The sequence below is a fragment of the Arthrobacter sp. Marseille-P9274 genome (assembly GCF_946892675.1).
Lineage (GTDB): Bacteria > Actinomycetota > Actinomycetes > Actinomycetales > Micrococcaceae > Crystallibacter.
Map to the genome: position 1 here is coordinate 1,157,167 of NZ_CAMPOV010000001.1, position 18,333 is coordinate 1,175,499.

At 68.3% G+C, this 18,333-nt stretch carries 16 protein-coding genes; all 16 read left to right on the top strand.

The window, feature by feature from the left end; genetic code table 11:
• The first annotated feature begins 4 nt into the window (after positions 1-4).
• Entirely contained in the window at positions 5-994 is a 990-nt protein-coding gene (rsmH, locus tag OC550_RS05240) for a 16S rRNA (cytosine(1402)-N(4))-methyltransferase RsmH (RefSeq protein ID WP_262104230.1), read from the top strand.
• 62 nt (positions 995-1,056) lie between these two features.
• Complete coding sequence (locus OC550_RS05245; protein WP_262104231.1) at positions 1,057-1,701, top strand: hypothetical protein; 645 nt, start codon at positions 1,057-1,059, stop codon at positions 1,699-1,701.
• A gap of 119 nt (positions 1,702-1,820) precedes the next feature.
• Positions 1,821-3,515 (top strand): penicillin-binding protein 2, encoded by a 1,695-nt coding sequence (locus OC550_RS05250; protein WP_262106262.1) that lies wholly within the window; start codon positions 1,821-1,823, stop codon positions 3,513-3,515.
• Positions 3,516-5,171 carry a UDP-N-acetylmuramoyl-L-alanyl-D-glutamate--2,6-diaminopimelate ligase gene (locus OC550_RS05255; protein WP_262104232.1) on the top strand — a complete coding sequence of 552 codons (1,656 nt, stop codon included), beginning with the start codon at positions 3,516-3,518 and terminating at the stop codon, positions 5,169-5,171.
• A 6-nt stretch (positions 5,172-5,177) separates the two neighbouring features.
• The gene (gene murF / locus OC550_RS05260) at positions 5,178-6,680 is read left to right on the top strand and encodes a UDP-N-acetylmuramoyl-tripeptide--D-alanyl-D-alanine ligase (RefSeq protein ID WP_262104233.1); all 1,503 of its coding nucleotides are present in this window, start codon (positions 5,178-5,180) and stop codon (positions 6,678-6,680) included.
• Positions 6,677-7,786, top strand: a complete 1,110-nt coding sequence (gene mraY / locus OC550_RS05265) for a phospho-N-acetylmuramoyl-pentapeptide-transferase (RefSeq protein WP_262104234.1) — start codon at positions 6,677-6,679, stop codon at positions 7,784-7,786. Before murF ends, mraY begins: the two co-directional genes overlap by 4 nt.
• Positions 7,783-9,327: a UDP-N-acetylmuramoyl-L-alanine--D-glutamate ligase gene (gene murD, locus OC550_RS05270; RefSeq protein ID WP_262104235.1), complete on the top strand. Its 1,545-nt coding sequence runs from the start codon at positions 7,783-7,785 to the stop codon at positions 9,325-9,327. The genes mraY and murD overlap by 4 nt, the downstream gene beginning before the upstream one ends.
• A 9-nt stretch (positions 9,328-9,336) precedes the next feature.
• Positions 9,337-10,641, top strand: a complete 1,305-nt coding sequence (gene ftsW / locus OC550_RS05275; protein ID WP_262104236.1) for a putative lipid II flippase FtsW — start codon at positions 9,337-9,339, stop codon at positions 10,639-10,641.
• A 59-nt stretch (positions 10,642-10,700) separates the two neighbouring features.
• Positions 10,701-11,810, top strand: a complete 1,110-nt coding sequence (murG, locus tag OC550_RS05280; protein ID WP_262104237.1) for an undecaprenyldiphospho-muramoylpentapeptide beta-N-acetylglucosaminyltransferase — start codon at positions 10,701-10,703, stop codon at positions 11,808-11,810.
• Positions 11,807-13,237 carry a UDP-N-acetylmuramate--L-alanine ligase gene (gene murC / locus OC550_RS05285; RefSeq protein WP_262104238.1) on the top strand — a complete coding sequence of 477 codons (1,431 nt, stop codon included), beginning with the start codon at positions 11,807-11,809 and terminating at the stop codon, positions 13,235-13,237. The genes murG and murC overlap by 4 nt, the downstream gene beginning before the upstream one ends.
• A complete protein-coding gene (locus tag OC550_RS05290; RefSeq protein WP_262104239.1) occupies positions 13,237-14,481 on the top strand; it encodes an FtsQ-type POTRA domain-containing protein in 1,245 nt (414 codons plus the stop codon). The genes murC and OC550_RS05290 overlap by 1 nt, the downstream gene beginning before the upstream one ends.
• A 209-nt stretch (positions 14,482-14,690) precedes the next feature.
• Positions 14,691-15,899 (top strand): cell division protein FtsZ, encoded by a 1,209-nt coding sequence (ftsZ, locus tag OC550_RS05295; protein WP_262104240.1) that lies wholly within the window; start codon positions 14,691-14,693, stop codon positions 15,897-15,899.
• Between the two features lie 26 nt (positions 15,900-15,925).
• Positions 15,926-16,630 carry a polyphenol oxidase family protein gene (locus OC550_RS05300; RefSeq protein ID WP_262104241.1) on the top strand — a complete coding sequence of 235 codons (705 nt, stop codon included), beginning with the start codon at positions 15,926-15,928 and terminating at the stop codon, positions 16,628-16,630.
• On the top strand, positions 16,627-17,391 hold the full coding sequence (locus OC550_RS05305) for a YggS family pyridoxal phosphate-dependent enzyme (RefSeq protein ID WP_262104242.1): 765 nt from the start codon (positions 16,627-16,629) through the stop codon (positions 17,389-17,391). The genes OC550_RS05300 and OC550_RS05305 overlap by 4 nt, the downstream gene beginning before the upstream one ends.
• 44 nt (positions 17,392-17,435) lie before the next feature.
• Positions 17,436-17,969 carry a cell division protein SepF gene (locus OC550_RS05310; protein WP_262104243.1) on the top strand — a complete coding sequence of 178 codons (534 nt, stop codon included), beginning with the start codon at positions 17,436-17,438 and terminating at the stop codon, positions 17,967-17,969.
• Between the two features lie 72 nt (positions 17,970-18,041).
• Positions 18,042-18,332, top strand: coding sequence for a YggT family protein (locus OC550_RS05315; protein ID WP_262104244.1), 291 nt, complete (start codon positions 18,042-18,044; stop codon positions 18,330-18,332).
• The last annotated feature ends 1 nt before the right edge of the window (position 18,333 follow it).

Here is an 18,333-nt window from a genome sequence, read left to right on the forward strand (position 1 = left end):
CGGCATGAGCGATGAGCGTCCCACGGAGGACCGCCACATCCCCGTGCTGCGCGATCGCTGCGTCAATCTCCTGGCCCCGTCCATCGAACGCGCGATCGAGGCCAACGGCCGCGCCGTCGTCGTTGATGCAACGCTGGGCATGGGCGGTCATTCGGAGGCGCTGCTGACCCGGTTCCCGAACCTGCATCTGGTCGGTATCGACCGCGACGAACAGGCCCTCGCCCTCGCCGGGGTTCGCCTGGCGGCTTTCGCGGACCGCACCGATCTTGTCCACGCGGTCTACGACGAGATCGCCGACGTCGTCCGCGACCTCGGATTCGGCACCGTCGACGGCGTGCTGTTCGACCTGGGCGTGTCATCCCTGCAGCTCGACGAGCGGGAGCGGGGCTTCGCGTACTCCTACGACGCGCCGCTGGACATGCGCATGGACACCAGTGCGGGACCGACGGCCGCCGATGTGGTGAACACCTACTCCCAGGACGATCTCGTCCGCATCATCCGCAAATGGGGCGAAGAGAAGTTCGCCGGCCGGATCGCGGCAGCCATCGTGCGGGCGCGCGAGGAGGCGCCCCTGGCGACAACCGGCGAATTGGTGGAGGTAATCCGGGGCGTGGTTCCCGCAGCGGCTGCACGCAGCGGAGGCCATCCTGCCAAGCGGACCTTCCAGGCCCTCCGGATCGAAGTGAACGAGGAACTGGACGTCCTTGAGCGGGCGATCCCGGCTGCGCTGGAAGTGCTGGCCCTGGGCGGGCGTGTTGTGGTCATGTCGTACCACTCGCTCGAGGACAAAATCGTGAAAGGTTATTTCGCGGCCGGATCCCGGTCGTCGGCTCCTGTCGGGTTCCCGGTGGAACTCGAGGAGCACAAGGCCCGGCTCAAGACGCTGACCAAGGGGACGGAAGTGCCGACGGCGGCAGAGATCGAAGAGAATCCGCGGGCGGCATCGGCCAGGCTGCGGGCGGTAGAGCGTATTCGGAACAGGAGTGCATCATGAGTGCTACAGCGCGCCAGGCGCGGCCGGCCACGGAAACCTACGTGCACGGCAGTACCGCGCAGGTGCTGGAGGGCAACCATGCCCAGCCCAAGCCAGCCCAGACGCGGCGCACTCCGCTGGCACTCGTACCCTCCGGGCCGGCCCGTCGCCGGGTCCCGTTTGCCGTCTTCTGCTTCGCCGTGCTGGTGGCGGCACTAGGCAGCGTGCTGATGCTGAACATCTCGGTGTCGGGCGGCCAGTACGAAATCGTGCAGCTGCGCGGGGAGCAAGTGGCGCTCGCGCAGCAGAACGAAAAACTGACACAGGAGCTCGAGAATCGTCAAGCTCCCCAGAATCTGGCCGCCGAGGCGGCAGAATTGGGCATGGTGGCTTCTCCTTCGGTTGGTTCCATCGACTTGGAAGCAATGAAGGTGAACGGAAAGCCGCAGGCTGCCCAGGAGAAGGATAGGTCCGCTCCGAAACAGCAGGTGGAGCGTCCCGAACTTCCGGCCGAGGTGCCCGCCATCCGTCCGGAGGCAAAGACTCCGGCCGAACCGGTGCAGAAGGAGAAGCCGGCAGCCGCGCAGCACAATGAGCCTGCACCGGCGGCCGAAAAGAAGCCGACGGCCGAAAATAAGCCGGCTGGCGAACAGAAGGCGGTTGAGTTCAGCGAAGCTGAACTGAACGGCGGAACCATTCCGGCTCCGAAGCAGAAAACAGGGCAGTAATACGACAAGCCCGTAAGGACAGGCAAGGATGAGTAGTGGCAGCTGGTAAGGCCAACGTCCAAGACAGTCAACGGGCACACGCCACAGCCAGGCGGCTGCGGGCAGGGCTGGCCATCGTGATGGTCCTGCTGGTCATCCTCGGTGCGAGGCTGTTCCAGCTGCAAGGCCTGGATACCGCCGGAATGGCCCAGGCCGCCGTCGACAAGCGACTGCGCACCTCGGAGATTCCCGCGCTGCGCGGCGAGATCCTGGACGCGGACAACACGGTGCTCGCGCGCAGCGTGCAGCGCTTCGACATCGTGGTGGACCAGCGGCTGGTCGAGGACTTCGAACGGTTCAATCCCAAGACCAAGCGGCTGGAACAGGTCAAGATCGACGGGGAAATCAAGAAACTTGCCGGCATCCTTGGCCAGGACGTGGAGACGGTTACCAAGGCCGTCGTCGGCGACCTGCCATTCAACTACGTGGCCAAGTCGGTGACGCCGGACATCCAGGAGAAGGTGGAAAACCTCGCCTTTCCCGGGCTGCAGTCGCGCGAGACAACAACGCGCAGCTACCCGATGGGCCAGGTGGCGGGTTCCATCGTCGGCTTCCTCGGTTCCGATGGCAGCCCTTTGGAAGGCATCGAAGCCACCCAGCAGGATCTGCTCGCGGGCACGTCCGGGGAACGGACCTTCGAGATCGGGGCCGACGGCATCCGTATCCCGGTCGCCACCAATGAGGAAACCCCTGCCGAGGACGGCCAAAGCGTCCGCCTGACGCTGAATTCCGATCTGCAGTGGTACGCCCAGGAGGCCATCGCGGCGCAGGTGAAGGAGTACGGCGCGGAGTACGGCACCATCGTGGCGATGAATGCCAAGACCGGGGACATCATCGCCTTGGCGGACTCGGAAACCGTGGACCCCAACGATCCGGGGGCCACAAAGGACGGCATGCGGCAATCGCTCGCCGCGACCAGGGCCTTCGAACCCGGATCGACGACGAAGATGATCACCATGGCTGCCGCCATCGAAGAGGGGATCACCACACCGACCACGAAGTACAAGATCCCGCCGAAGTACACGGTCAACAACGAGACCTTTACCGACGCGCTGCCGCACGGCACGGAGACGCGCACCACGGCGGGCATCTTCGCCAAGTCGCTCAACACCGGCACGGTCATGATCGGCGAGCAGCTGACCCGCCAGCAGCGCTACGACTACCTGCGCAGGTTCGGCATCGGCGAAGAGTACGACATCGGTATCCCGGGCACTACGCCGGGCCTGCTGGCCGCGCCGGAGCAGTGGGACGGCCGGCAGGAATTCACCGTCCTCTTCGGCCAGGGCCTGGCCCAGACGGCGCTGCACACTGCCGCGGCGTATGCCACGATCGCCAACGGCGGGGTCCGGATGGAGCCGCGCCTGATCGACGCCTACATCGACCCGGACGGCACCGAGCACGAGGTGCCGCGCGAGGAAGGCTCGCGCGCGGTATCCAACGAGACGGCGGACCAGGTCCAGGACATGCTCGAGACGATGGCGAACCAGGGCGGCGGGCTGCCGGGTAAGGTTGAGGACTACCGGATGGGGGCGAAGACGGGCACAGCCGAGGCACCCTCCGACGACGGCGGGTTCAGCGGCTACACCATCTCCTACGCAGGCATTGCCCCGATGGAGGATCCTGAGTACGTGGTGGTGGCGACCATCCAGCGCCCCAAGGGCGGCGTTTTCTCGCTGACTGCGGGGCCGGTCTTCAAGAAGGTCATGGGACAGGTGCTCAGCACGTACAACGTCCCGCCGTCCGACACCAAGCCGGTCAAACTGCCGCTCGAATAGATGATTCTGGAGTATTTTGTGAGCACCACCCCTCGTCCGCCGCGCCGTTCTGCCTCGCCCATGAGGCCCGAACTGGTCGAACCGGTCACTTTGCGCACCCTGCGGGAGGCGCTGGCCGATGCGGGATTCCCGCCGCTCGCGGCGGCGGAGGGCGTCGATTGGGGGACCGAGGTCACGGGCATCTCCATGGACTCGCGCAGCGTCGAGCCGGGGGATCTGTACGTGGCGCTCGGCGGGGCCAACCGCCACGGGGCGGAGTTTGCCTCACAGGTGGCGGCCGCGGGTGCCGCGGCAGTCCTCACTGACGACGACGGCGTGCGGCTCCTGGCGGCGTCGGACCTGGGCGGTGTCCCGGTCTTGACCGCTGGCGGGCTCCGGGACCTGGTCGGACCGTTGTCCGCGCGGATCTTCAACAGCCAGCCGGCCGATGCGCCGCGGCCGCAGCTCTTCGGCGTGACCGGGACCAACGGCAAGACCACGACGACCTACTTCGTCAACTCGCTGCTGAAGTCCCTGGGAAAGACCACCGGGCTGATCGGCACCATCGAGATTGTTGCCGGCAATGAGCCGATTCCGAGCGCCCTGACGACGCCGGAGTCACCGCAGGTCCACGGCATCCTCGCCCTGATGCGCGAACGCGGCCTCGACGCGGCGGCGATGGAGGTATCCTCGCATGCCATCTCCTACCGGCGCGTGGACGGCGTGCGCTATGACGTCGCCGGTTTCACCAACCTCACCCAGGACCATCTGGACCTGCACGGCAGCATGGAGGACTATTTCCTCACCAAAGCCAAGCTCTTCACGCCTCAGCGGGCCCGCCGGGCGGTCGTCTGCGTTGACGACGAATGGGGCCGCCTGCTGGCCGGCCAGTCCGGTATCGAGACCGTGACGTTGGCCACCCAGGGTGGCTTGGAGGCGGACTGGTCGGTCCGCGCGGTCGAACGGGTGGGCTTGGGGCACAGGTTCGAGCTGCACGGACCCGGGAAGCAGGTGCTGAAGGCCCGTACCGGCCTGCCGGGCAGTTTCAACGTCTCCAACGCGGCGCTGGCCCTGGTGATGCTGCTGGCCTCCGGGGTCGGGGCCGCGCGGCTGCAGCACGCCCTCGACACAGCCGACCCGCTGACGGTCGAGGTGCCGGGAAGGATGCAGCTGGTCGGCGACGAACCGGCCGCCATCGTCGACTTCGCGCACAACCCGGACGCCCTGGAACGCACGCTCGCCTCGGTGCGCCGGCCGGAGGAGGGCTCCAGGGTGATCATCGTGTTCGGGGCCACCGGCGAACGCGACCAGACCAAACGCCCGCTGATGGGCGCGATCGCGGCGCGGCTGGCCGACGTCGTTATTGTCACGGACGACGACCCCCACGGCGAGGACGAACAGGCCATCCGGAGCGGGGTGCTGGCGGGGGCTGAGGAGGCCGTCCGGACCGGCGCGCTGGCCACCCAGGTACTGGAAGTCTTCCCACGTGGAGACGCGATTGACCGGGCCGTGGCGCTGGCTGCGCCGGCGGACACCGTGCTGGTCGCCGGCCGCGGCCACGAGGTGTTCCAGGAGGTCAAGGGCGTCAACCTGGAACTCGACGACCGGGTGGAACTGCGCCGCGCGTTGCGCCGGCACGGATTCTCTGCCCTCGGCGCCGAGGCGGTAGAGTCCTAGATCGTCATGATTGAACTTACTGCAGCCGAAATCGCGGCAATGACGGGCGGCCGCCTCACGGGCGAGCCGGTGGATGGCTCGGCGGATACCGCGTCGGTAACGGTGGATTCCGCCGTGACCGATTCGCGCGAGGCCGGCCCCGGAAGCCTGTTCGTAGCCAAGCCAGGGGACAGCACTGACGGCCACCGCTTCGTGCTGCCCGCCTTCGGCTCCGGAGCCGTGCTGGCCCTGACGGAGCGGGAAGTGACGGACGACGGCGGCCGCATCCTTCCGCAGGTCGTCGTGCCCGACGCGGTGGAGGCCATGGGGGCCATCGCCGCCGGCATCCTGGAGCGGCTGCGGGCGCATGGCCCGCTGGACATCGTGGGCATCACCGGCAGCGCCGGCAAGACCACGACCAAGGACTTGCTGGCCGGCATCCTGGCCCAGGCGGGCCCGACGGTTGCTCCCGTCGGCTCCTACAACGGCGAAGTCGGCGTCCCGCTCACCATCTTCAACACGGACTTCGACACCCGGTTCCTGGTGGTCGAGATGGGCGCGACCGGAATCGGCCACATCACCTACCTGACGGACATGGTCAAGCCGCACACCGGCGTCGTTCTCTGCGTCGGTTCGGCCCACGCCGGGGAATTCGGCGGGGTTGAGAACATAGCGCGTGCCAAGGGCGAACTCGTCGAGGCGCTGCAGCCGGAAGGGACCGCCGTCCTCAACGCGGACGACCAGCGGGTGCGGGCCATGAGCTCCCGGACCTCTGCGCGGCAGCTCTTCTTCACCTCGGACGACGGATTCACCCCTGAGGCTCCGGAGGCGCAGGTCATCCGGGCAACCGAACTCGGGACCACGGCCGCCGGCCACCCCGAATTCACGCTGGTATTCCCGGACGGGGCGCGCCGTCACGTCCGCTCCGGCCTGATCGGCAGCCACCACGTGGCCAACCTGCTCGCGGCCGCCTCGGCCGCCTGGTCGCTGGGCATCAGCGCCGACCTGATCGCCTCCGGCCTGGAGGGCCGCGGTCCGGCCAGCAGGTGGCGGATGGAACGTACCGAACGCGCCGACGGCGTCACGGTCATCAACGACGCCTACAACGCCAACCCGGAGTCCATGCGCGCCGCGCTGCGGACCCTCGCCGAGCTGGGGCGCGGCGAAGGCCGGCGGACCTGGGCGGTGCTGGGGGAAATGCTGGAACTCGGCGATGAGTCCGTGCTCGAGCACGACGCGATCGGCCGCATCGTGGTGCGCCTGAACATCGCCCGCCTGATCGTGGTCGGTTCCGGGGCCAAGGCGATGCACAATGCGGCGGTGATGGAAGGGTCCTGGGGCGACGAGTCGATGTTCGTCGAGACGCCCGAGGACGCGTACCGGGTGCTGCAGGAAGAACTGCTGCCCGGCGACCTCGTGCTCTTCAAATCATCCAACGGAGCCGGACTTCGGTTCCTCGGCGACCAAGTGGCCCAGAGCGCCGGTCAGACCGGTTCCCAGCCTGCAGAGGAAGAAGGCCTGCCCGCATGATCGCCCTGCTCATCGGCTCGGCTCTATCACTGGTGCTGGCCCTCGTCGGCACGCCGCTCTTCATCAAGCTGCTGGTGCGCAGGGGCTACGGCCAGTTCATCCGTGACGATGGACCGACCTCGCACCACACGAAGCGCGGCACCCCCACCATGGGCGGCGCGGTCATCGTGGCGGCAGTGGTTGCCTCCTACCTGCTGACGCATCTGGCCGAATGGATGATCAGCCCGTCCCATACGGGTCCGACGGCGTCCGGCTGGGTGCTGCTGCTGCTCATGGGCGGCATGGGCCTGGTCGGCTTCGCGGACGACTTCCTGAAGATTTCGAACCAGCGCAGCCTTGGCCTGCGGGCTTGGCAGAAGATCGTCATGCAGGGCATTGTCGGCGTGGCCTTCGCCATCCTCGCCCTCAACTTCCCGGACGAGGCAGGGCGGACGCCCGCGTCGATGAAGATCTCGTTCGTGCGGGACATCCCGTGGCTTGACCTGGCCTTCGCCGGAACCGTGCTCGGCGCCATCCTGTTCGTCATCTGGTCCAACCTGATCGTCACGGGCGCCACCAATGGCGTGAACCTCACGGACGGCCTGGACGGGCTGGCCGCGGGTGCCTCCGTCATGGTTTTCGCCGCCTACATGCTGATGGGTATCTGGCAGTTCAACCAGACCTGCGGCTCCGTCAAGGTGCCGGGGGAGGTCTGCTATGAAGTTCGGGATCCGCTGGACCTGGCGCTCCTGGCCGGTACCTTGATGGGCGCGCTCGTCGGCTTCCTCTGGTGGAACACCTCGCCGGCCAAGATCTTCATGGGAGACACCGGTTCGCTGGCCATCGGCGGTGCCGTCGCAGGCTTCGCCATCCTCTCCCGCACCGAGCTGCTGCTGGTGGTGCTGGCAGGCCTGTTCGTGCTGATCAGCCTGTCGGTCATCATCCAGGTGGCCTACTTCAAGCTCAGCGGCGGCAAGCGGGTCTTCAAGATGGCCCCGCTGCAGCACCATTTCGAGCTCAAGGGCTGGGCCGAGGTGACCGTGGTCGTCCGCTTCTGGATCATTGCCGGGCTGTGCGTGGCCGCCGGACTGGGCATCTTCTACGCGGAATGGGTCGTGGGACTATGAGCGCGCACGGGAGCCAGCTGGATTCCCTGACGACGTGGGACGCCGACTGGGCGGGCCTGCGCGTCGTCGTGACCGGCATCGGCCTGAGCGGTTTTTCCGCCGCGGACACGCTGATCGAACTCGGCGCCAGGGTCGTCGTCGTTGACGGACGGGATTCGGAGGAAAACCGGGCCAAAGCGGACACACTGGACATCGTCGGCGCCCGGCAGGTGCTGCTGGGCGGCTCGGCCGCGGGGACCCTTCCGCTGGTGGACGGTGAGCCGGCCGAACTCGTCGTGACCTCGCCGGGCTGGAGCCCGGAGCAACCCCTGCTGGCCGCAGCGGCGGCCGCCGGCATCCCGATCTGGGGGGACGTCGAACTGGCGTGGCGGGTCCGCGAAAAGGCTGGTCGCAAGACCGCCGAGTGGCTGGCCATCACCGGCACGAACGGCAAGACCACCACGGTGGGGCTGACCGAGTCGATGCTGCAGGCCGCGGGCCTCAGGGCGATCGCCGCCGGCAATGTGGGCACGCCCATCCTGGATGCCGTCAGGGACCCGGAGGGCTACGATGTGATCGCCGTCGAGCTGTCAAGCTTCCAGCTGCACTGGTCGCACTCACTCTCGCCGCTGGCCAGCGTCTGCCTCAACGTAGCGCAGGACCACGTGGACTGGCACGGTTCTTACGAGAACTACCTGGCGGATAAGGCCAAGGTCTACGCGAACACCCGGGTTGCCTGCGTCTACAACGCCGAGCAGCGGGAAACCGAGGCAATGGTCGAAGAGGCCGACGTCGTCGAGGGTTGCCGAGCCATCGGCTTCACCACCGGCATGCCTGCGATCAGCATGGTGGGAGTCGTGGAGAACCTGCTGGTGGACCGCGCGTTCATCGAGCAGCGCAAGGACTCTGCCGCCGAACTCGCCGCGATCTCCGATCTGGGTGACGTGGCGCCGCGGCACCTGGTGGCGAACGCCCTGGCCGCGGCGGCGCTGGTGCGGGCCTACGGCGTCGAGCCCGCAGCGGTGCGGGAAGGAATCCGGAATTTCGACCCCGGCGCACATCGGATCCAGAAGGTCTCCGAACGGCACGGCGTGCTGTGGATCAACGATTCCAAGGCCACCAACCCGCATGCCGCGTCCGCCTCCCTGGCGGCCTTCTCGTCGGTCGTCTGGATCGCCGGCGGCTTGTCCAAGGGCGTGGACTATGCCGAACTTGTGTCTTTGCACGCCCCCCGGCTGAAGGCCGCCGTCATCATCGGCGTGGACAGCGCGGACCTGCTTGCGGCCCTGGAACGACACGCGCCCGATGTCCCGGTAATCGCGGTCCCGCCGCGAGAGACTGAAGGCGGGCAGCCTGGCGGGAGCGGACAGGCGCTGGCGGGCGGCGATCGGATCATGGAGCACGCGGTCGAGGCCGCGGCGCGGATCGCCTCCGATGGCGACACCGTGCTCATGGCTCCGGCGGCTGCTTCGATGGATCAGTTCAGGTCCTATGCCGACCGTGGCGACGCGTTCATTGCAGCCGTCCGCGGACTTGGGGAAGGACCGGCACAGACCGGATAAGGAGTACTGATGGTCACCACGCCTACCCGGGGCTCGTCCCGGAAGCCGGCGTCGAAGCCAGCGGCAGGCAATGCCGCGGCGTCGGCCGGCGGGCAGCGGCCTGCGGCTCCGGCCCGGCAGCCGCGCGCGGCGTGGCTGGTCAAGGCCAAGGCCCTGCTGGACCGGGCGGACGGCGCGGACCGCGAGCCTTCCGGCTTCAGCTATTACCTGATCCTGGGATCGGCGCTGGCTCTGACGGCGATCGGCCTGCTCATGGTGCTCTCGTCCTCGGCAGTCGAATCGATCGCGGAGGGCGCCTCTCCCTTCGACCTGTTCATGAAGCAGGGTCTGTTCGCCGCGGGCGGCATCATCCTGATGCTGGTGCTGTCCCGGCTCAGCGTCCCGACGTTCAAAAAGCTCGGCTGGCCCGCGCTGGGGCTTTCGCTCGCGCTGCTGGTGCTGGTGTTCACGCCGCTCGGCGTCAACGTCAACGGCAACCGGAACTGGATCCAGCTGGCGCCGGGCATCACCGCCCAGCCCTCCGAGGCGGCCAAACTGGCCCTCGGCCTCTGGATCGCGTGCGTCCTCGTCCGCAAGGGCCCGCTGCTGCACGAGTGGAAGCACCTGGTGGTGCCCGTGCTGCCGGTGGGCGGACTGGTGGTGCTGCTGGTCCTTGCCGGGAATGACCTCGGCACCGCCATGATCATCATGCTCATCGTCGCCGGCGCCCTGTTCTTCGGCGGAGCCCGGATGAAGCTGTTCGCCGTCGCCGGCGCAACCGCCGTGGCCGGCGTGCTGCTGCTGGCCATCACCAGCCCCAACCGCGTGGCCCGGATTACCATGTGGCTGGACCAGAGCTGCGAGGATACCACCGGGCTGAACATGCAGTCCTGCAACGGCCTGTTCGCCCTGGCGTCCGGTGGCTGGTGGGGCGTGGGCCTCGGCCAGAGCCGGCAGAAGTACAGCTGGATTCCCGAGGCGCACAACGACTACATCTTCGCCATCATCGGCGAGGAGCTGGGACTGCTCGGCACGCTGGTGGTGGTCGCGCTCTTCGGCATCCTCGCCGTCGCGATTGTCCGCACGGTGATGCGCCGCGAGGATCCGTTCGTGCGGATCTTCGGCGGGTCCATCATGGTTTGGATCATCGGGCAGGCCTTCGTCAACATGGGGGTGGTCACGGGACTGCTGCCGGTCATCGGCGTGCCGCTGCCGTTCATCTCCTACGGCGGCTCCGCTTTGACCATCACGCTGGCCGCGGTGGGGGTACTGTTGTCCTTTGCACGGCCGGACGCCAAACGGGCCGCGAGGGCAAAAAAGGTTCAGCGGGCCTGAACCCCCTGTGGCCGCACCTCAAGATATTGTCCCGAAACAGAAGGTACCCAAGCTCCAAGATGAACTCCCCGAACCTTTCCGTGGTTCTCGCCGGCGGCGGTACAGCCGGGCATATCAGCCCCCTGCTCGCTATCGCCCGGGCCATCCGGACCGATGACCCCAATGCGAGAGTGCTCGCGGTCGGCACCGCGGCCGGCATGGAAACCCGCCTGGTCCCCGCGGCAGGTTTCGAGCTGGCGACCATTGAGCGGGTCCCGCTGCCGCGGCGTCCCTCGCTGGATCTGCTGAAGCTTCCGTTCAAGTTCGCCGCCGCCGTCAGGCAGGCCCGCGGAATTATCGAACAGGCCGGTGCGGACGTCGTGGTCGGTGTCGGCGGCTACGTCAGCACACCCATGTACATCGCCGCGCGCCGGGCCAAGGTGCCCATGGTGATCCACGAGGCGAATGCGCGGCCCGGGCTGGCCAACCGCGTGGGCGCCCGGCTGACCCCGCATGTCGCGGTGGCGTTCCAGAGCACCCGGCTGCCTCACGCCGCCTGGGTGGGCATGCCCATGCGCACGGAGATCTCCTCGCTGGACCGGGCCGCCCGGCGGCCGGCGGCGCGCGAACGCCTGGGACTGGCGGCGGACAAGCCCACGCTGATCGTCACCGGCGGCTCCTCCGGGGCCGCCAGCATCAACCGCACGATCGGCGGGGCGCTCCAGGCGCTGGCGGACGCCGGGATCCAGACCCTGCACATCACGGGGCGGGGCAAGCAGCAGCTGGACGCGGCGGGGGCTCCCCTGAGCGCACCCGGCTACCGGCAGGTCGAGTATGTCGACGGCATGGAAGACGTCTACGCCGCGGCGGACCTGCTCCTGGCCCGGGCCGGTGCCGCTACCGTCTGCGAGGTGGCCGCCGTCGGACTGCCCGCAGTGCTCGTTCCGCTGCCGCACGGCAACGGCGAGCAGGCCCTTAACGCGGCGGACCTGGCCGGGGCCGGAGGAGCCGTCCTCGTCCGGGACCAGGACTTCACCGCGGAATGGGTCGAGGCCAACGTGCCGGCCCTGCTCAAGGACCCCGCCAGGCTGGAGGCCATGGCTGCGGCCGGACGCGGCCTGGGCATCAGGGATGCCGACCAGCGGATGGCAAAGATGGTCTTCGGAGCCGCAGGGGAGGGGAACCGATGAAAGCCGCAGACTTCCACACCACCACGAGGCTGGCCTTCGAAGACCTGGGCCGGGTCCATTTCATCGGCATCGGCGGCGCCGGTATGTCCGCCATCGCCCGGATCCTGCTGGCTCGCGGCGTGGCCGTCTCCGGTTCGGACAGCAAGGACTCGCGCACGCTCCGGCAACTGCAGGATCTCGGCGCTACGGTCCACCTTGGCCACGACGCGGGGAACGTCGCCGGCGCGGACACCGTGGTGGTCTCCACCGCCATCCGGCCGGACAACCCCGAGCTCCAGGCGGCCGTCGCGGGCGGGTTGAACATCATCCACCGCTCCGTCGCGCTGGCGTCCTCCATGGGATCGCAGGAACTGATCGCCGTCGCCGGAACGCACGGCAAGACAACGACGACGGCGATGGTCACCGTGATGCTGCAAAGCGCCGGGCGCGAGCCGTCCTTCGCCATCGGCGGCGACGTCGCCGCGCTGGGCGTCAACGCGGCCCGCGGCAGCGGCGGCATCTTCGTGGCCGAAGCGGACGAGTCGGACGGCTCCTTCCTGAACTACCTGCCGAAGACCATCATCGTGACGAACGTGGAAGCAGATCATCTCGACCACTACGGCTCGGCCGAATCCGTCTACGCCTCGTTCGACAGCTTCGCCGCGCTCCTGCCGCGGGATGGCGTGCTGATCATCTGCGTTGATGATCCCGGGGCCCGCGCCTTGGCCGAGCGCTTCCGGGCCCGCAGCACGGGACAGCGGATCGTCGGCTACGGCTACGCCGAGGACGCGGACGTGCGCATTCGGGACAGCCGCTTCGATGCTGCCTCGAGCACGAGCACCGTCGACTTCCGCGGCGGTACCCAGGAACTGAGGCTGCAGGTTCCGGGCGAGCACAACATCCGCAACGCCGCTGCCGCCTTCGCGGCCGGACTGGACGTCGGGCTGGACCCCGCGGCGGCTGCGGCTGGGCTGGCCGGCTTTACCGGGGCGGCCCGCAGGTTCGAGGCGCGCGGAGAAGCCGGCGGGGTCCGGGTCTTCGACGACTACGCCCACCACCCCACCGAGGTCGCGGCGGCGCTTCAGGCAGCCCGCCGGGTGGCCCAGGGCCATCAGGTCCATGTGCTGTTCCAGCCCCACCTGTTCTCCCGGACCCGCGAGTTCGCCGCTGACTTCGCCAGGGCGCTGTCGCTTGCGGACAGCGTGGCCGTGCTGGACATCTACCCGGCCCGCGAGGATCCCATCCCCGGCGTCACCAGCGAGCTGATCACCGAGCGGCTGGACACATCGGGCGGCTACGAGCCCGATCCGGCCCACGCCGTGCTGGCCGTGGCCGGGCGCGCGCAGCCCGGCGACATCGTGATGACCATCGGGGCGGGGGACGTCACCCAATACGGCCCGCGGCTTGTGGAGGACCTGGCCCACCGGACAGTGGACGGCCGCCACTGATGGCCGTCCGGAAGCCGCGCAAGCCCGCCACTCCTAAGGGTGCTCCGGGTTCCAACGGCGCCGGCGCCGCGCCGCGGTCGGCCCAGCCGGCTCCGGGGCCCGGCAGCCAGCGGTCCGCCGAGCCCGGGAAGCGCACCAGCGACGGGCGCCGGATTCCGGAACCCGCGAAGCGCTCCTCCGGCCCGAGCGGGCCCGGACAGGCGCCCTCCGGAGTGGAGCCCGGCAACGTCCGGGTCAACTCGGGCAAAGTTACGGTCATGAGTATCAAGGGCAGCACGGCGACGAGCGCCACAAAGGCGCTGCCCGAGCCTCCTCAAGGCAGCCGCGGGAAGACCGGCGGCGGCTGGCGCGCCCTCGTTCGGGGGAAAGCGGCCCGGCAACCGGAGAAGGATGCCGGCGGACGCAGCGGCGGCTCCGGAAGACCGGCGGCCGACGACGGTCCCGCGCCCGCGCGCACCCGACCGCCCGCCAAGGCCACCAGGCAGCGTAAGGCCGTGACGCCGTCGTCCGTTGACGACGCGGCACGGACGGTCGTCGCGTTCCCCGAGTCTCCAAAGCGCAAGCTGCGCCGACGGCTCCTCATCGGCGGCGGCACCGCGGTAGCCCTCTTTGCCGTGCTGCTCGCCGTGCTGGTCTTTTCGCCGGTGCTGGCGGTCCAGACGGTGAGCGTCAGCGGGACGGACCTGACCCCCACAGCACAGGTCGAGTCCGCCCTGGAGCCGTTGAAGGGCAAGCCGCTGCCACAGGTCAGCGACAAGGAGGTCAAGGCCCTGCTGACCGGCTTTCCCGCCGTGGAGGATGTCGCCGTCGAGGCGAAGCCGCCGTCGGAACTCGGTGTCAAGGTGATCGAGCACCCGCCGGTGGCGCTGCTGGAGACCGGCAAGAAGTTTGCCCTGATCAACGCGGACGGCAAGCGGCTGGCGACGGTGGGGAAGCGGTCGGATGCCGAACTGCCGCTGATCGACGACAGCACAGCGGCCGACGACCGGGAGATCTTCCGGACGTTGACGACGGTCCTGGGTGCCCTGCCGCAGGATGTGCTGGCGGAGTTGGAGCACGCCTCCGCCAAAACCGTGGATTCCGTCCAGCTGCAGCTGACCAACGGCAAGAAGGTCATCTGGGGCAACGCGGACCAGCTGGACTTGAAGGCGAAGGTCTTCGAAGTGCTGCTGAAGGCGGAGGAGCCGGAGGGCGGTATTACGGTGTACGACGTCTCGACACCCACCCGGCCGGTCACGAAATGAGCAATAGAAAGGGAGTTGGACGACACGCGGAGGCTGGTCATTGCATGAGGGCAGTGATGCCAATAGCGTCTCGGAATAGAAGTAGCTTGACATAACTCTAACCCTCAACCTGAGAGTTAACGTTATGTCCAGGTGAACCGATGGGCTGGCGGCTCGATCCGGCCTGGAGGACAAGACCAGAGCAGAGATTCGAACAAGGGACACAGGACGTGGCAGCACCGCAAAATTACTTGGCCGTCATCAAGGTCGTCGGCATCGGCGGCGGTGGCGTGAACGCCGTCAATCGGATGATCGAGGTGGGACTCCGCGGAGTCGAGTTCATCGCGATCAATACAGATGCTCAGGCCCTGCTCATGAGCGACGCCGACGTCAAGCTCGACGTCGGCCGTGAACTTACCCGCGGCCTCGGCGCCGGGGCGGATCCGGAGGTTGGCCGCAAGGCAGCCGAGGACCACGCCGAAGAGATCGAGGAAGTGCTGCGCGGCGCGGATATGGTGTTCGTGACCGCCGGCGAGGGCGGCGGCACGGGCACCGGCGGAGCACCGGTCGTGGCCCGCATTGCCCGTTCGCTCGGCGCGCTGACCATCGGCGTGGTCACCCGGCCGTTCACCTTCGAGGGGCGCCGCCGGTCCAACCAGGCCGAAAGCGGCATCGAGACCCTGCGGGACGAAGTCGATACGCTGATCGTCATCCCGAACGACCGGCTGCTCTCCATCAGCGACCGCAATGTCTCCATGCTGGACGCCTTCCGCTCGGCGGACCAGGTCCTGCTCTCCGGTGTCCAGGGCATTACTGACTTGATCACCACGCCCGGCCTGATCAACCTCGACTTTGCCGACGTCAAGTCCGTCATGCAGGGCGCAGGCTCGGCGCTGATGGGGATCGGCTCGGCGCGCGGGGAGGACCGCGCGGTCAAGGCGGCGGAGCTGGCCATTGCCTCGCCGCTGCTCGAGGCCTCCATCGACGGCGCGCACGGCGTGCTGCTGTCGATCCAGGGCGGCTCGGATCTCGGCCTGTTCGAGATCAACGAAGCGGCCCGCCTGGTCCAGGAGGTTGCGCACCCGGAGGCGAACATTATCTTCGGTGCCGTGATCGACGACGCGCTCGGAGACGAAGCGCGCGTGACCGTCATCGCCGCCGGCTTCGACCAGGTGGACGTCACCTCCGCGGCCCAGCCCGCCCACAAGCCGGCTGCCGCCGCCCCTGCTGCTCCCTCCGTGCCGCCGTCGCAGCCCGCTGCTGAGCCGGTCCAAGCGCAGGCCGCGTCCAGCGCGGCCAGGTCGTGGGGGCACGGCGGCTCGCGTGGCTACGACCTGCCGGCCGACGCCGGATTCGACGTTGACCTTCCGGCCGTCGTCGAGCCGGACCTGGCCGCCGGCCGTGCCGACGACCTGGACGTTCCCGACTTCCTGAAGTAGGAGGTCTGCAGGGAGGAGGGCCGGCAATGTTTTGGTGGCGGGAACAGGTCGACGACGGCTTGTGGGTCGGTTTCACCGACAGCACTGCCGGCAACCTGGCGCTGCATGTCGGCGACGATCCCGAGACCGTGGGGAGGCACCGCCGGGCCCTCGAGTCTGCCTTGGGGATCGGCGGTGGCGGGCTGCGGTTCATGAACCAGGTCCATTCGGCGACCGTCGGCACGGTCCGTCCCATGGAGCCGACCGAGGGTCCCGCCGAGCTTGACGCGTTGGTTGCCCCTGCGGGCGATGTACCGCTGGGGGTCATGGTCGCGGATTGCCTGCCGGTGGTCTTCACGGCTGAGACCGGCCACGGGCATGCCACGGCCGTGGCCCATGCCGGTCGCCGGGGCCTGCTTGGCGGTGTCCTCGTCAACACCGTCCGGCGACTGGAGGCCGCGGGTGGATCCGGTGTCCGGGCATGGATCGGCCCGGCCATCTGCGGACGGTGCTACGAGGTTCCTGCCGCCATGCAGGATGAGGCGACGGCGGCCCTGCCCGAGCTTCGCTCCGAAACGTCCTGGGGAACACCGGCCCTGGACCTTCCCGCCGGCGCCGACGCCCAGCTGGCCTCCCTGGGCGTCGCGGTGCAGCGGGTCGGCGGGTGCACCCTGGAGCAGCCCGAACTCTTCTCTTACCGAAGGGACCACGCCACCGGCCGGTTCGCCGGCCTCGTCTGGACGGAAGCATGACGGACGCAGAACGGAAAGGCCAGCTCGCGGCGAACCTCATGCGGGTGCGGGAGAGAATTGCGGCGGCCGCTGCCCGGCGGTCCGGTCCGGCCCCCGAACTGATCGTCGTCACGAAGTTCTTCCCGGCGTCGGACGTTGCCGCGCTGGCGGAACTGGAGGTCCGGGACGTGGGGGAGAACCGGGACCAGGAAGCCGCCGCGAAAGCGGCGGAACTGGAAGCCGTCGCGGCCACGTCCGGCCTGCGGTGGCACTTCATCGGCCAGCTGCAGACGAATAAGGCGAAGTCGGTCGTGCGGTACGCCTACGCGGTCCACTCCGTCGACCGGTTGTCGCTCGTCAAGTCGCTCTCCAAGGCGATGGCCGCGGAACAGGCCCGGCGCACGGAACAGGGCGGGCAGCCGCGGGAGGATCTGCTGGTACTGATTCAGGTGGACCTGGAGAACAGGACGGCTCAGGGCGCTGCCGGCTCCTCAGGGCGAGGCGGAGCCAGCCCTGAGGAAATCGGGGCCCTTGCCGCCGCGGTATCCGAAGCCGACGGGCTGGAACTGGGCGGGTTGATGGCCGTCGCGCCGCTGGGCGCGGATCCGGCTGAAGCCTTCTCGCGGCTGATGCAGTATTCGGCCGACCTGCGCCGGGCGCACCCCTCGGCCGAGATGGTTTCGGCGGGGATGAGCCAGGACCTCGAAGCGGCCGTTGCGGCCGGGGCGACACACCTGCGTGTCGGGTCCGATGTCCTCGGACCGCGACCGCCCGTGATGTAGCGTTTTGGCAAGAGCAGTGGTGAAGACACGATTAGGAGCAGACCATGGCTGGCGCCTTGCGCAAGACAATGATCTACCTCGGGCTCGCCGACGGTGACGAGCAGTATGAGCCCGAGCAGAATGAGCCTGCCAGCAGGGAAGCACCGGCCAGGGAGGAAGTAACTCCCGAGCCCGCGCGCGAAGAGCGCCGGACCGAGAACCCTCCCGCTCCTGCCAAGCCGGTCGCTGCCGAAGAGTACCGTGCCCCGGTGACGCCAATTAAGCGCGCCCCATCATCCCGCGAGGAGTCGAACGTGCTGCGTCAGATCACGACGGTCCATCCCCGCTCCTACAACGATGCCAAGATCATCGGTGAGAGCTTCCGCGACGGGATCCCCGTGATCATGAATGTTACGGACATGGGGGAGGCGGACGCCAAGCGGCTGGTCGATTTCTCGGCAGGGCTGGTGTTCGGGCTGCACGGCAGCATTGAGCGGGTAACCAACAAGGTGTTCCTGCTCTCGCCCTCGACCATGGAGGTGCTGGGCGAGGACAAGAAGGCCAGCGAGCAGCAGGCCACCTTCTTCAACCAGAGCTAGCGCCGGAGGCTGTCGCTGAGGCAGTATTCGTGAAGTACCTGAACCTTCAACGCTAGGAATCGTGGAACCGGCGTGTCCATCATTTTTGTTCTGCTCTATCTCGTCCTCATGCTGTTCCAGCTGGCGCTGATCATCCGTATCGTCTTCGACGTCGTCCAGACCTTTGCGCGCCAGTGGCGTCCGAGGGGCGTCGCCTTGGTCACTGCCTCCGGCATCTATGCCGTGACGGACCCGCCGCTGAAGGCGCTGCGCCGGATGATTCCGCCGCTGCGAATCGGCGGTTTTTCGCTGGACCTCGCATTCCTGGTCCTCTTCATCGTGACCAGTATCGCGCTGGCCATCATTGCCGGTCTGGCGCGCTGAC

Excerpts from the sequence above, each read along its gene's own strand:
- rsmH (WP_262104230.1), top strand. The coding sequence starts at position 5 with ATGAGCGATGAGCGTCCCACGGAGGACCGCCACATCCCCGTGCTGCGC.
- OC550_RS05250 (WP_262106262.1), top strand. The coding sequence starts at position 1,821 with ATGGTCCTGCTGGTCATCCTCGGTGCGAGGCTGTTCCAGCTGCAAGGC.
- OC550_RS05255 (WP_262104232.1), top strand. The coding sequence starts at position 3,516 with ATGATTCTGGAGTATTTTGTGAGCACCACCCCTCGTCCGCCGCGCCGT.
- murF (WP_262104233.1), top strand. The coding sequence starts at position 5,178 with ATGATTGAACTTACTGCAGCCGAAATCGCGGCAATGACGGGCGGCCGC.
- mraY (WP_262104234.1), top strand. The coding sequence starts at position 6,677 with ATGATCGCCCTGCTCATCGGCTCGGCTCTATCACTGGTGCTGGCCCTC.
- murD (WP_262104235.1), top strand. The coding sequence starts at position 7,783 with ATGAGCGCGCACGGGAGCCAGCTGGATTCCCTGACGACGTGGGACGCC.
- ftsW (WP_262104236.1), top strand. The coding sequence starts at position 9,337 with ATGGTCACCACGCCTACCCGGGGCTCGTCCCGGAAGCCGGCGTCGAAG.
- murG (WP_262104237.1), top strand. The coding sequence starts at position 10,701 with ATGAACTCCCCGAACCTTTCCGTGGTTCTCGCCGGCGGCGGTACAGCC.
- murC (WP_262104238.1), top strand. The coding sequence starts at position 11,807 with ATGAAAGCCGCAGACTTCCACACCACCACGAGGCTGGCCTTCGAAGAC.
- OC550_RS05290 (WP_262104239.1), top strand. The coding sequence starts at position 13,237 with ATGGCCGTCCGGAAGCCGCGCAAGCCCGCCACTCCTAAGGGTGCTCCG.
- OC550_RS05300 (WP_262104241.1), top strand. The coding sequence starts at position 15,926 with ATGTTTTGGTGGCGGGAACAGGTCGACGACGGCTTGTGGGTCGGTTTC.
- OC550_RS05305 (WP_262104242.1), top strand. The coding sequence starts at position 16,627 with ATGACGGACGCAGAACGGAAAGGCCAGCTCGCGGCGAACCTCATGCGG.
- OC550_RS05310 (WP_262104243.1), top strand. The coding sequence starts at position 17,436 with ATGGCTGGCGCCTTGCGCAAGACAATGATCTACCTCGGGCTCGCCGAC.